Below are 14,167 nucleotides of genomic sequence, written 5' to 3'. Positions count from 1 at the left end.
CGTTATCGACCTTCGCAACCTGTCTGCGTGACTCGTGCTCGATACCCCTGCTTTTCAGCTAGCCCTTTGTGCTGCGTAGTCTGTCTGGTAAGTTTTGTCGTGCGCGAGTAACGACCACGCTGTTCGCGCCATCTTGTTTGCCAGCGCGACGGCAACCACATTCGTAGGCCGACGCAGGGACAGTTGCTCGCTCCAGGCGCCCTTGCTCCTGCTCTTGAACATGACCGCTCGTGCACCGTGAATCAGTAGCATGCGTATATAGCTGTCGCCGCGCTTGCTTATGCCGCCCAACCGTACCTTGCCGCCTGTACCGCTTTGCCTGGGAACCAGGCCGAGGTACGCGGCAAGCTCACGTCCGGATTTGAATGCAGCAGGATCGCCGATCGTCGCGACCAGGGCTGTCGCCGTCAATGGTCCGATACCTGGAATCGTAGCGACCCGCTGACATGCCGCCTCCTGTCGTTGCCAGGCAACGATCTGTCTCTCGAGTTTCCTGATCTCGCCGTCGATCCGCTCGATGTGCTGAAGCTGGTCGCGCAGCGCATCGAACAACGTGCCCGGAACGACCTCTTCGATTTCATGTAGTCGCTCGCGGACCTCGGCAAGGCCGGCGACGCGACCCGCTTTGAGCGTCACGCCAAATTCGTACAGCAGGCCGCGCAACTGGTTGACTTGCATGGTACGTGACTTGACTAGCAGTGAACGCATGCGATGCAGGGCCAGCGTGGCCTGCTGATCCGCTGTCTTCGGTGCTACCGAACGCATGCCGGGTTGCTGTGCTGCCGTCCAGATCGCACGAGCGTCCGTCGCATCGGTCTTGTTATTCTGGACGAACGGGCGGATGAATCTCGCATGCAGCAATACGACTTCATGACCCAGCGCTACGATCTTGCGTGCCCACCAGTGCGCACTTCCGCAGGCTTCCAAAGCCACCCGTCCGGCCGGTCGCTGGCCAAGAAATTCTATAACCTGTTGCTTCGTGAACCGCCGGTTCACAATCTCTCCCGTTTCCGTTTCGACCCAATACATCTGGAAAGCCCGCTTTGCAATGTCGAGCCCGAACGTCGTAGTATTCATGATGGTCCCTCCGTTCCTCAAGTGGTCGCGACACCTCCACTTTGGCACATTGATGCCATTCGGTTCTGGAGGGACCCAACACTCCCAAAGTCACTTCCGTGTCCGGGGCCTGAATCCAGCGCGAAGGGAGGGCGGCGTTCATACCATCTGTCTGGTTATCGTTGTCGGGCACACGCGGTCCATGCGCCGCTAGACGGCGATGGGCTGACGTGTGCAGGCCGCCGCCGGTCGGTGTGCGATGGGCGTCAGCCGTGAAAATCGGAGTCGATGCAATGAGGCGATCGAACGCGCCCGCCCGCGCATCTACATCGCCACGGATACAGGCGACACGACGTGCGGGACTTCGGCGAAACGAACGACCTGAGGGTGTCAGACGTGCGGCGGGGCGCGCGACGGCGGGGTGAGGCGCAGCAGCGTGCCGCTATGGGGCAGCGCTGGCGACGGGGTGATGCGTGGTCCGCCGACACGTATGTCGGCGAGTGTCAGCGGGGAGGGTGGAAGGGGCGGTGTGTGCGCCAGCAGCGAGCAATAGCCGCAGGCGGCGCTCGTCGCGTGCGTGACCGGTGCGTGCCGACCCTGTGCTGCCGTTTCGTCGAGACTGGTACAGAACGCGCTGGAGAGCGCATCGTCGATGGACGACGGGTGCGCGCGCAGATATTGGCTGATCAGCGGCGCGCAAAGCAGCATCCACATGGCGGCGAAGCCGACCCATGCGATGCGTTTGCTGCGTGACCATACCGGCATGTTCAGTGCGCGCGGCGACAAACCGCGTTCGTGACGACGAGCGGCGATGCTATCACGCAGTAATACGAATCATTTCTCCAATGGGTGCAAATTCATGGCGGACGCCACGTGTTGCGGCAATTTGTCGCGCTGCGCCGACACGTTCATTTCACTTTCCGGGAACCACCGCCGAATGTCGAGGGGACGGCCCGGGTTTGCCTGACGGGGCGAGCCTGAGCTGGAATTCGTCGCGCAGGCGAGACAATTCGGCGATGGGCTGGTAATATACGTTTCGTAGCTATTTCGTATATAGGACCCCGCCCTATGGGTATCGTCAAGATATCAGAGCAGATGCATGAAGCGCTGCGCAATACCAGCGGTGCGCTCAGTCGCTCGATCAACGCGCAAGCCGAACACTGGCTGCGCGTCGGCATGCTCGCCGAACTCAATCCCACGCTGAGTTACGGTGAGATCTGCCGTCGACTCATCGAATCCGATGGTGCGCCGGTCAGTGAGACCGGCGTTGCCGCTTCTCCAGCAACCGGTGCACCCGTCACCGTCATGAATAAGGTGGCCTAATGGTGCGCGAACGCGTTGTCATCCGCTCGAACGAAGAAATTGCCCTGTCGCGTCGCGCCGGGGAACTGGCCGCACAAGTGCTCGCGATGATCGGCGAGCATGTGAAGCCCGGTGTCACGACCGACGAACTCGACCGTCTGTGTCATGACTTCATCGTGGACGAATTGAAGGCGATCCCGGCCAACATCGGCTATCACGGGTATCCGAAGACGGTGTGCACGTCGGTCAATCACGTGGTGTGCCACGGCATTCCCGGCGACAAGAAGTTGCACGACGGCGATATCGTGAACATCGATGTCGCCCTCATCAAGGACGGCTGGTTCGGCGATACGAGCCGCATGTATTACGCGGGCAAGCCGAGCATCCTGGCCAAGCGTCTGGTCGACACGACCTACGAAGCGATGGTCGCAGGCATTCGCGCGGTGCGCCCCGGTGCGACGCTGGGCGATGTCGGTTACGCAATTCAGTCGGTCGCGCATCGCGAAGGCTTCAGCATCGTGCGCGACTACTGCGGGCACGGCATCGGCACGACCTATCACGACGATCCGCAGGTGCTGCACTACGGACGTCCCGGCACGGGCCTGACGTTGCGCCCGGGCATGATCTTCACCATCGAGCCGATGGTCAACGTTGGCAAGCCGGACACGAAGCAGCTCGCGGACGGCTGGACCGTCGTCACGCGCGACCGCTCGCTCTCGGCGCAGTGGGAGCACATGGTGGCCGTCACGCAGACGGGCTTTCAGGTGCTCACACCATGGCCGGACGGGCTTGGCGAATATGCGCGCTATGGCGCGCTCGATGCTGGCGGCGCGGCCGAGAAAGCGGCGAATGCGGCCTGACCGGGGGCGTTGTCGGCACGACGCAGGACGTCATTGAAATGGAAAACGGGGCGCAAAGTTTGCGCCCCGTTTGCGTTCGTTATGCGTCGCGTTTTACAAATCGTCCGGTGCGCCGTCCATCAGCAGCAACTGATTGGCATAGCGGTGATACAGCCACCCGCCGACGCCGCAAGCCACGGCGAGCCACACAATCGAGAACACCGTCTTCAGGATCAGCGAGCCGAGTACCGCAATGGTGACTTCCGGCATGAATCTCAGGACCAGCGCCAGCAGCAGTGTGATCACGATGCCGGTGCCGAAGAGCGGCAGGAACGTCACGAACGCGGTACCGAACATCGACCAGAAATGTCCCCGCGAATCCTGCCACGCGGCGCCCCAGCGTTTGCTGCGTCCGACCGCAACCTGCGCATAAATGAGTGAGATGCGGGTGATGACGAAGACCGCCGCGCAAGCCATTAACGCGATGAACGTGGCGAGCAGGGCGTAGGAATGGCTGCTTCCGCTCATCCGCATGGCGAAGCCGATGATAAACGCGGGAATGAAAGCCGCGATCATCATAGCGATCACCAGTTGCAGCGATAGCCAGATATAACGCCACACGTCGCGACCGAACCAGGGCGATTGCCGAGCGACGTCCGGACCGAGAATGACATAGCGCAGGATATGAACGGCAAGTACCGCGAGCGCGATCAGATTGACGAGTCCGACGCCAAGCGACAGAAGCGCGATATTGAGGCGGTAAGTCGCATCGCCCCCTTGCGCGGCGGCGCTCGCGAGTTGCTTCAGCGAGATGCCGAGTGCGGACGACACGAGCACAACGAGGGCCACTATCAGGCTTAATAGCGGCCGATTGCGTAACGCATTAAAACCGTCGATCCATGCTCCTACGAAACACTGCTTGAACGTTATCGGTTCCATGTTTCCCCCTGAGCGATTTATTTTGCTTCGGTGGTCGAAGCTGTACGGCGTGACTGCGTTACTTCGACGCCATTCTTGCAGATCGGCCTACGGCTGACAATCTTGCAACGAATCGTGCAACGACGGGGGAATAGCGCCTGTTGTGGCGGACAGACGGACGGTGCTGCGAGACGTGTGTGGGGACGCGCGTGGCTTGGCGGGATGGGAGGATTCGGCCTGCGACGCCGGATCGACGCGCAGGCGACGGACGGCCGACGCTTCAGGCGTTTACGACTTTGCGCAGCACGTCGGCGTGTGTGACGAGGCCCACGAGTCGGGCGGCGTCATCGAGCACGGGCAGCGTGCCGTGGCGTTGCGTCGAGAGGAGTGCGATTAGTTCGGAGAGCGGCATGCCCGCGGTGGCCGACTTGAGATTGCCTTGCATCAGATCGCGGACGGCAGGGCGTTGACCGGCCCCCAACGAGACGCCGAAGCGCGGCCAGTTCTGGCGGCGCGCACGTCGCGTGTGCAGATCGTGCCGCGTCAACAGTCCAATGACGCGTGCTTCCGAATCGACCACCGGCACGGCGTCCAGTCCATGGCGTTGCAGCAAGCGCCACGCCACAGGGACTTCCTCATGCGCCTGCACCTTGACAAGCGGCGGCGCCATCACGTCGGCCGCTGTCAGTTCGCGCGCACGACGGGCGAAGGCTTCGCGTTGCGTGTCGCGCAGCAGGCTGGCCAGATCGTCGGCCGAGATGTCGAGCAATTCGCTGCGACGGGCGAGGGCCTTTTCGGCGTCTGCCGTCGTCACGGGAATCGCTTGCGCATTGACCGGACGGGCCGGTGCTTGCGCCTTCATCGCGTGCGGGTAACGGTGGCCGGTGATCGCGTGATAGCCGATGGCCGAGCCAAGCAGCATGACCGACTGAAGCGCAATCGGTTCGAGCACGAAGCCGTAGCCGAGCGCATGAACCGCCGGGCCGCCGAGCACGGCAGTGAGGGCTACGGCGCCTGAAGGCGGGTGCACGCAGCGAAACGTGAACATCAGTGCGATGGACACACCGACCGCAGTCGCGGCGGCAATGACGGGGGGCGAAATAAACATGGCGCACGTCACGCCGACGACGGCCGCCACGAGATTGCCGCCGAGAATCGACCAGGGTTGCGCGAGAGGACTGGCGGGCACGCCGAAGAGCAGCACGGCCGACGCACCCATCGGGGCCACCAGCCAGGGGATGTAGGAGGCGGGACCGAGCAGCCACAGCATCAGGCCGCCCGTCACAGCGATACCGCATAGTGCGCCCATGCCGGCGCGCAGACGCTCGCGCCAGTGAACGGCCACCACGGCGGGCAGAAAACCCGCCATCCAATCCCTCACATCACGTCGTGTCATTGCCATGTCGTCCCGCTCCATCGAACGCACCTTTCTGGGGCGTCGTCTTGATATTTTGTGCATGATATATCGTATATCGATGGATTGGGAGATCAGGAGCGCGTGATTTTAATGCTGCGCCGCAGCGAAATTACGGTTCGGAGCCAACGAGCTTCAAAGCGGCGCACCAAATCGAGGAAAACGAGACGGGAAGGGCGTGAAGCTTGCTGGCGCGGGAAGGATTGGGGCGGGGCGGGGAGCGGACGCTTCTAGCGCCAGATGGCCCGCGAAGACGAAGCACCAACGAAATACGGCAGGGCGCGAGGCCCTGCCGTACGGCTGGCGAGTCAGCGGTAAATTACGACGCCGACGAGCGGCTAAGGCATCGGTCGGCGATCAGTGCCCGCTCACGATCTGGACGATCACGCCCGAACCATTGACCAGCAGGAAGTCGCCCCCCACGCCAACCCAGTGGTGGCCGCGTTTCGGCGCGTCGAGTCGGTACTGCCGGTAGTCGTCGACGCGGTATTGCGCATCGCGGTATTGCTGCGGCACGCGGTCGCCCTTGCGCCAGTCGGGATGCTGCCAGGAGGAATCGTTGCCGGGACCGCCCTGAGCGTGCGGCGGCGGACCTCCATGTGGACTCTTTTGCGGGCCATGACCCGGAGGACCTCCATGCGGTCCGCCCGGCTGATGCCCCGGGGGCGGACCACCCGGGCCACCCATACCACCCTGGGGCGGCGGGCCGCCCTGTGCCAGGACGAGGGAAGAGGAAACCGCCAGACCGGCGGCGAGGCACAGCGACAGTGTCTTTCGCATCTTCATCATTCGCACTCCTTATCGTAGGGCCGAGGGACCGAACGCGGGGGAAGCATTCGAGATGACTTGCCAGCGACGGCCAACGCCTGCGGGCCGTTCGCATTTCGCATAAAACAGCGCAAGCGGCGAAAACGAGACCAAAAAGACGAAAGCCGTACGTCCATCCTACCATCGCAGCGCGAAAAAAAGCCCGGACATGCCGGGTGTCGTTTGACATGGGGCATGCGCCGGGCAAGCAGGGACGCAGGGAAGAAACCCGTTGGATGGGCGCGACGGCGCGTGCACCGTACGAGGCGCATCGAGACCGGCGGCTCGCCAGGCGCGCGTCGGGGGCAGGTCGGCACGCCTCTCGTCTTTGGGGGCACGAGCGCGGCCGCCGGTTCGATGCATCCATCGCTGCGCGACGTTCCCGGGGGGAAGAACGCCGCGCCTGCTGCCGTGACATGTGATTCAACACAACATGTCCCGGCTGTCTCACGACGCGTTTGAACGCGCCGCGATACCACTCAACTCACTAAGCGGTCACTCAGCGGGCCGCTACCGTCGCACCGGTGGCGTTCGCCGTGGGTACGGCGGCCGGAGCGCCATCGGCGGGCGTCTTGGGCAAGTCGCCCCAGCCGCCGCCCAGTGCGCGGATCAGGTTGACGGTCGACACGGCTTGCGCACCGGCCAGTTGAACCGCGCTGCGACGCGTTTGCAGCACCGTGCGCTCGGCGTCGATCACATCCAGATAGGCAATCGAGCCTTCCTGATACTGCGTGCGCGAGAGCTGCGCGGCGCGGCCCGACGCCTTGACGGCATCGTCCTGTGCACGCGTTTGCTGCGCGAGCAGACGCAGATTCGACAGGTTGTCTTCGACTTCCTGGAACGCTACGAGCACTTGCTGACGGTAGTTCGCGACGTCTTCTTCGTACTGCGCACGGGCACGCGACAGATTGCCGCTACGTGCACCGCCATCGAAAATCGGCATCGAGAGCAGGCCGCCAACGACCGGTCCCAGCAGGAACGTGCGGCTCGACCAGTTGAACAGGTCGCCCAACGTGGCCGCTTCGAATCCGCCCGAACCGGTCAGCGACAGCGACGGGAAGAACGCTGCCTTCGCCACACCGATGCGCGCATTCGCTGCGGCCATCGCACGCTCGGCCGCCGCGATGTCCGGGCGGCGCTCAAGCAATGCCGACGGCAGACCTGCGGGTACTTGCACAGTGACGGGCACAAGCGGCGAGGGCGCGAACGAGAACTCCGCCGGGGTCTTGCCGAGCAGAATCGCCAGGCTGTGTTCGGACGCCGCACGCAAACGTGCAACCGCCAGCGCGTCGGACTGCGCCGTGGCCAGTTCGGCCTTGGCGCGTGCGACGTCCAGCTCGCCGATGTCGCCTTCGGTGAAGCGCCGCTGCACCAGCTTCAGCGCTTCTTCTCGCAACGTGACCGTCTGCGTGTACAGCGCCTGTTCGGCGTCGAGTTCGCGTAGATTGAAGTAGTTCTGCGCAACGTCGGCTTGCAACGCGAGCTGCACCGAGCGGTACAACGCTTCGCTTTGCTCGGCGTCGGCGCGGGCCGCGGCAACGTTGTCCGACACACGGCCGAACAGATCGACTTCATAGCCGACGCTCGCCTGCGCACGCCACAGGGTGAACGGTGCGATGTTAGTGCCGTCCGGCTGCATCTGCGAGGCGGGCGAGACCTTCTGACGCGACGGGCCGAACCCGGCGTCGAGCGTCGGGAAGAGCGCTGCACGGGCCTGACGTTGCACGCCACGCGCTTCCTGCACGCGGGCGGCGGCGGCCTTCAGGTTCTGGTTGGCGGACAACGCATCGGCTTCGAGCTTGTCGAGCGTTGCGTCGCCGAACACCTTCCACCATTCGCCGCGCGCCAGCGCTTCCGACGGTTCGGCCGTCTTCCACGTGCCCGCTTCGCCTGCGGGCAGTGCGGCTTCCTTGAAGGCCGTCGGCGTCCCCTTGTCGGTCACCGTCGGCACTTCGTATGTGGGAGCCATCGAGCAGCCCGCCACCACCAGCAGGGTGGCGAGCAAACCCGAGACGCCCAGACTTCTTTTCATCCATTGCGCTTGCATGATTGGCATCCTTCAGACTTCGGATTTGACGTTGGCGGGCATGGTCGAGGCGTGCGCGCTATGCAGCGGCTTCTTGCCCGCCAGCGTACGCAGCAGCACGTAGAACACCGGCGTCAGGACCAGACCGAAACCGGTCACCCCGATCATGCCGAAGAACACGGCCACACCCATGGCATGACGCATTTCCGAACCCGCGCCCGTCGACGTCACCAGCGGCACCACACCCATGATGAACGCGATGGACGTCATCAGAATCGGGCGCAGACGCAGACGACTGGCTTCGATGGCGGCAGCGATGGCCGTACGACCTTGCATTTCCAGTTCCCGCGCAAACTCCACGATCAGAATTGCGTTCTTCGCGGATAGCCCCACCAGCACCATCAAACCGATCTGCGTGAAGATGTTGTTATCCCCCCGCGTGAGCCACACACCGAACAGCGCGGACATGATGCTCATCGGCACGATCATGATTACGGCGAGCGGCAGCGTCAGGCTTTCGTACTGCGCAGCCAGCACCAGGAACACCAGCAGCACCGAGATCGGGAAGACCCACAGCGCGGAGTCGCCAGCGAGGATCTGCTGATACGTCAGGTCCGTCCATTCGAACTTCACACCGCGCGGCAACGTTTCCGCCGCGATACGCTCCACAGCCGCCTGCGCCTGACCCGACGAGTAACCCGGGGCCGGGCCGCCGTTGATGTCGGCAGCGGTGTAGCCGTTGTAACGCACCACCATTTCCGGACCGTACGTCGGCGAGACTTTCACCAGCGACGAGAGTGGGACCATGTCGCCATTGACGTTACGCGTCTTGAGCAGGCCGATGTCGTCGGCGTGCGCACGATACGGCGCGTCGGCTTGCACACGGACCTGATACACGCGACCGAACTTGTTGAAGTCGTTCACGTACAGCGAACCGAGGTAGATCTGCATGGTGTCGAACACGTCGGTGATCGGCACACCCAACTGCTTGGCCTTCACGCGGTCGAGGTCGACGTTCAGTTGCGGCACGTTGATCTGGTACGACGAGAACGTCGGGCCCAGTTCCTTCGTCTGCGAAGCCTTCTTGATGAACGCCTGCGTGGCGTTGTTCAGCGCTTCGTAGCCGAGGGCGCCACGGTCTTCCACTTGCAGCTTGAAGCCGCCGAGCGTACCCAGACCCAGCACCGGCGGGGGCGGGAACACGGCAATGAACGAGTCCTTGTTCTTGGCGTATTCGCCGTTGAGCTTCGCTGCGATGGCACCGGCCGACAGCGACTTGTCCTTACGCTCGCTGAACGGCTTGAGGGTGACGAACACGATACCGGCCGACGACGAGTTGGTGAAACCGTTCACCGACAGACCCGGGAATGCGACAGCGTTCTTCACGCCAGGGGTCTTCAGTGCGATGTCCGACATATCGCGGATCACCTTGTCGGTGCGATCGAGCGACGCACCGTTAGGCAACTGTGCGAAGGCGATCAGGTATTCCTTGTCCTGCGCGGGCACGAAGCCGCCCGGGACCACCTTGCCCAACAGCATCGTCACGCCCAGCAGCACCGCGAAGATCGCCATCATGACGGCCTTGCGGCCGATCACGCGCGTCACACCCTGACCGTATTTTTCCGAACCGCGATGGAACACGCGGTTGAATGCTGCGAAGAATCCCCCAAGATAACGGTTCATCTGACGCGTGAGCCAGTCCGGCTTGGCGTGATGGTCCTTGAGCAGCAGCGCGGCCATGGCCGGCGAGAGCGTCAGCGAGTTGAAGGCCGAGATCACCGTCGAGATGGCGATGGTCATGGCGAACTGCTTGTAGAACTGACCCGTCAGACCCGACATGAACGCGAGCGGCACGAACACGGCAACCAGCGTCAGCGCGATGGCGATAATCGGCCCGCTCACTTCACGCATTGCCTGGTACGTCGCTTCCTTCGGTGAGAGACCGGCAGCGATGTTCCGCTCGACGTTTTCCACCACCACAATCGCATCGTCCACCACGATACCGATGGCCAGCACCATCCCGAACAACGACAGCGCGTTGATCGAGTAGCCGAAGCCGAGCGACAGGGCGAACGTACCGACGATGGACACCGGCACGGCGAGCAGCGGGATGATCGACGCACGCCACGTTTGCAGGAACACGATCACGACCAGCACCACGAGGGCGATGGCTTCGAGCAGCGTGTGCACGACGGCTTCGATCGACGAGCGAACGAACTGCGTCGGGTCATACGCGATGCGGTATTCCACGCCCGGAGGCATGTCCTTTTGCAGGTCGAGCATCGCGGCACGGACGTCGTCCGAAATTTGCAGCGAGTTGGCACCCGGCGACTGGTTGATACCGAGACCGATGGCCGGCTTGTTGTCGAGCAACGAGCGCAGGCTGTACGACGACGCGTCGAGTTGCACGCGGGCTACATCGCTCAGATGCGTGACGGCACCGTCGGGCGAGGTCTTCAGAATGATGTCGCGGAACTCTTCTTCCGTGTTCAGACGACCGCGCGTATTCACGTTCAGTTGCAACGGCGTGTTCGGACCGGCAGGCGTCGCGCCGATCACACCGGCGGCCACTTGCACGTTCTGTTCGCGAATGGAGCGCACCACGTCCGATGCCGTCAGGCCGCGCTGGGCGACCTTGGCCGGATCGAGCCAGACACGCATCGAGTAGTCACCCGCGCCCCACATCTGCACTTCACCCACGCCCTTGATTCGCGAGAGGCGATCCTTGACGTTGATGAGCGCGTAGTTGCGCAGGTAGGTCATGTCGTAACGGTCGTTCGGCGAGATCAGATGCACGACCATGGTGAGCGTGGGCGAAGACTTGATCGTCGTCACACCCAGGCGCTGCACGTCGTCCGGCAGGCGCGGCAGCGCTTGCGAGACACGGTTCTGCACGAGCTGCTGCGCCTTGTCCGGGTCGGTACCCAGACGGAAGGTCACCGTCGTGGTGAGGTTGCCGTCGCTGTTGGCCTGCGACTGCATGTACAGCATATTTTCCACACCGTTGATCTGCTCTTCGAGCGGGGACGCAACGGTTTCGGCGATCACCTTCGGGTTCGCGCCGGGGTATTGAGCGTGCACGACGACCGACGGCGGAACCACTTCCGGGTATTCCGAAATCGGCAACTGGAACACGGCGATCAGGCCGGCCAGTAGCGTGAGGACCGAAAGCACGCCCGCAAAAATGGGCCGGTCGATGAAAAATTTTGAGATGTTCATGACGAAACTCTGGGGTGTCGTTCAGCGTGCAATGTTGCTGTGTGCCTGCACGCGCATTTCTCGCATGGGTTGCTCGACAGCCCTTACGAACGCGAAGCGGCTTTCGCCACGGCTTTCGTGGCTGCGACCGATTGCGTCTTGCTGTCGTTTTGCGAAGTCTTCTGCGTCGTCGACGCCTCGTTAGCGGCTGCTGCCGGGGCGGGGGCAGGGGCAGGGGCCTTAGCGGCGTCTGCCGTACCGGTCGTTGCGACGGCCGTCGGCGCGATGTCATGAGCGTCGCCCGTGTCGCCTGCCATCTTCACCACCTTCGGCGTGACGGCATCGCCCGGACGGATGCGTTGCAGACCGTTGACGACGATGCGCTCGCCGTCCTTCAGGCCGCCTGCGATCTCCACGAGACCGCCGTGGCGTTCGCCCAGTTGCACTTCGCGGTACTGCGCCTTGTTGGCCTGATCCACCACCATCACGTACTTCTTGCTCTGGTCGGTGCCGACAGCGGCTTCGTCCACCAGCAGCGCCGGGTGCGGCTCGCCGCCACCGACGCGAATCCGTGCATACAGACCCGGCACGAGCGCGCCGTCGGCGTTGTCGAAGCGCGCACGCACGCGGATCGTGCCGGACGTCGTGTCGAAGCGGTTATCCACCGAGTACACCGTGCCTTTGCGCGAATAACCCGACTCGTTGGCCAGACCCAGATCAACCGGCACGCCGTTCGTCTTGGTGTCCTTCGAGAGGTAGCGCAGGTACGTTTGCTCGTCGACGTCGAAGGCTGCGTAGATCGGCGAGACGGACACTACCGTCGTCAGTGCGGGCGATTGCGCGCCTGCCGAAACGGTGTTGCCCACGGTGATTTCCGCGCGCGAGACGCGACCGGCCACCGGGGCCACGATCTGCGTGTAGCCGAGGTTGATGCGCGCCGTTTCCAGCGCAGCTTGCGAGGCCTTCACGTTGGCGACGGCTTCGCGTGCCGCGTTTTCCTTCTGGTCGAAGTCTTTCTTAGCGATGGCGTTATCCGCGATCAGGCGCTGCGCACGCGCGAGGTCGGTGCTGGTGAAGACGTCACGCGCCTGTGCCGAAGCGAGCTGTGCTGCGGCGCGGTCGACTTCGGCGGCGTACGGACGCGGGTCGATCGTGAAGAGGGGGTCGCCTTTCTTCACGAGCTGGCCGTCCTTGAAATGCACGGCGGTGATGGTGCCTGACACGAGCGGCTTGATATCGACGCGATCCACGGCGTCGAGGCGGCCGGAGTAGCTCTGCCAGTCGGTGACGGTGCGCGAAAGGACGTTGGCAACGTCGACTTCGACAGTCGGCATGACTTGCGCGGCGGGCGTGCTGGCGTCGACGCGCACGACAGTGAGCGTGCCGATAGCCAGAAGCGCGGCCGTGGCGGCAGCGGCGATAAGTACGGGTTTGCGAGCGAGGGTGGTCATTATTCAAATCTCCGGGATCGGATTGGACTCACTGGGTAGAGCCGGTGGCAGGCGGTGCCAGCCGACGTGTCAGGAAGGTGGCCACCTCCCGCAGCGCTGCGGGCAGGGCGGCCAGGCCGTAATGGGACGCGCTGCGATGGCGCGTGACTTCTGTCGGCACGCCGGCCGCAATGAGTTCGGCAGCGTATTTTTCAGCTTCGACGTGCAACAGGTCGTGTTCGGCGGAGGCGATCAGTGTGGGCGGCAGCCCCGCGAGACGGCGCGACTCCAGCGGTGCGGCGTACGGATGCAGACGCTGCGTCGCGTGCGGCAAATAGGCGCGGTAGCAACGGGCGCACTCGTTGGCTTCGATGTCGCTAGGTGTGCGACCGTCGGCCAGACGCGTCATGCTGGGATCGAGCAGCGGTGCGAGCAGCGCCTGCGCCGACACCGTGATTTCGCCCCGATCGCGGGCAATCATCGTGAGGGCAGCGGCAATGTTGCCGCCGGCGTCGTGTCCGGCCACCGCCAGACGGCGCGGACTGGCACCGTAACGGCGAGCGTTACGGTGCAGCCAGAGGGCTGCGCACCAGGCGTCTTCGGGCGCTGCCGGAAACGGGTGCTCGGGCGCGAGCGAGTAGCCGACCGAGACGACCAGCGCCGGGACGCTCGACGCAAGGTAGCGTGCGGCGGCATCGCCATCGTCCAGCGAGCCTTTGCAAAAACCACCGCCGTGGAAGTACAGCACGGCGGGCAGATGCGCTTCGAGCGGCACGACGACGCCCGGCTGACCGGCGTGCGCCTGGGCAGCGCCGGGCGTGGCGAAGCCGACCGGCCGGTACAGGCGCAGCGTCACGGGGGCGGAATGGCCCGCGATGCTGACCTCTTCGATGCGCAGTGCGTCGTCGGTGCTGAGCAGCTTGCCGGTTTGACCGGCTTTACCCGGTTGTGCCGACTTTCCCGAGGGCGACTTGGCGTTGGCTGACATATGGCTTCGGGTTCGCGCGAGCGATACCCCTCTGATGACATTCGATGGAGCGAAGTCTAGAGGCCACGGACATTGGGATAAACGCCTATAATTTGGCAACACTGTTCGGCCAGCTCGACTAATCGGTCTCGGCCTTATGGGCATTGGCTTATGCCGTCGACCAATAAGCATATGCGGTCGCGGTGCAGG

At 63.6% G+C, this 14,167-nt stretch carries 11 protein-coding genes; 2 read left to right on the top strand and 9 right to left on the bottom strand.

The window, feature by feature from the left end:
• Window positions 1-54: 54 nt before the first annotated feature.
• Both MB84_RS13995 and MB84_RS13990 read right to left on the bottom strand, forming a co-directional pair.
• Window positions 55-1,077 carry an IS110 family RNA-guided transposase gene (locus MB84_RS13995; RefSeq protein WP_046293183.1) on the bottom strand — a complete coding sequence of 341 codons (1,023 nt, stop codon included), beginning with the start codon at window positions 1,075-1,077 and terminating at the stop codon, window positions 55-57.
• 369 nt (window positions 1,078-1,446) lie between these two features.
• Window positions 1,447-1,842 carry a DUF2946 family protein gene (locus MB84_RS13990; protein WP_052653362.1) on the bottom strand — a complete coding sequence of 132 codons (396 nt, stop codon included), beginning with the start codon at window positions 1,840-1,842 and terminating at the stop codon, window positions 1,447-1,449.
• Window positions 1,843-2,124: 282 nt separating this feature from the next.
• Here MB84_RS13990 and MB84_RS13985 point away from each other — a divergent pair, with 282 nt between their 5' ends.
• On the top strand, window positions 2,125-2,379 hold the full coding sequence (locus MB84_RS13985; protein ID WP_046292221.1) for a ParD-like family protein: 255 nt from the start codon (window positions 2,125-2,127) through the stop codon (window positions 2,377-2,379).
• Window positions 2,379-3,218 (top strand): type I methionyl aminopeptidase, encoded by an 840-nt coding sequence (gene map / locus MB84_RS13980; protein WP_046292220.1) that lies wholly within the window; start codon window positions 2,379-2,381, stop codon window positions 3,216-3,218. The genes MB84_RS13985 and map overlap by 1 nt, the downstream gene beginning before the upstream one ends.
• Before the next feature lie 93 nt (window positions 3,219-3,311).
• On the opposite strand, the gene MB84_RS13975 is transcribed toward map, so the two are convergent.
• From MB84_RS13975 to MB84_RS13945, 7 genes are all read right to left on the bottom strand, one after another.
• On the bottom strand, window positions 3,312-4,046 hold the full coding sequence (locus tag MB84_RS13975; RefSeq protein ID WP_046292219.1) for a hypothetical protein: 735 nt from the start codon (window positions 4,044-4,046) through the stop codon (window positions 3,312-3,314).
• 349 nt (window positions 4,047-4,395) lie between these two features.
• Window positions 4,396-5,511, bottom strand: a complete 1,116-nt coding sequence (locus MB84_RS13970; protein ID WP_046293807.1) for an HPP family protein — start codon at window positions 5,509-5,511, stop codon at window positions 4,396-4,398.
• A 375-nt stretch (window positions 5,512-5,886) separates the two neighbouring features.
• Window positions 5,887-6,318, bottom strand: coding sequence for an RcnB family protein (locus tag MB84_RS13965; protein WP_052653360.1), 432 nt, complete (start codon window positions 6,316-6,318; stop codon window positions 5,887-5,889).
• A 517-nt stretch (window positions 6,319-6,835) separates the two neighbouring features.
• A complete protein-coding gene (locus MB84_RS13960; protein ID WP_046292218.1) occupies window positions 6,836-8,383 on the bottom strand; it encodes an efflux transporter outer membrane subunit in 1,548 nt (515 codons plus the stop codon).
• 12 nt (window positions 8,384-8,395) lie between these two features.
• Entirely contained in the window at window positions 8,396-11,581 is a 3,186-nt protein-coding gene (locus MB84_RS13955) for an efflux RND transporter permease subunit (protein WP_046292217.1), read from the bottom strand.
• Window positions 11,582-11,664: 83 nt separating this feature from the next.
• A complete protein-coding gene (locus MB84_RS13950; RefSeq protein WP_046292216.1) occupies window positions 11,665-13,011 on the bottom strand; it encodes an efflux RND transporter periplasmic adaptor subunit in 1,347 nt (448 codons plus the stop codon).
• 28 nt (window positions 13,012-13,039) lie between these two features.
• Window positions 13,040-13,978 (bottom strand): alpha/beta hydrolase, encoded by a 939-nt coding sequence (locus tag MB84_RS13945; RefSeq protein WP_052653358.1) that lies wholly within the window; start codon window positions 13,976-13,978, stop codon window positions 13,040-13,042.
• Window positions 13,979-14,167: the final 189 nt, after the last annotated feature.

The sequence above is a fragment of the Pandoraea oxalativorans genome, assembly GCF_000972785.3.
Lineage (GTDB): Bacteria > Pseudomonadota > Gammaproteobacteria > Burkholderiales > Burkholderiaceae > Pandoraea > Pandoraea oxalativorans.
Note: the sequence above shows the minus strand (reverse complement) of the source record. Positions and strands in the feature narration are given on the sequence as shown.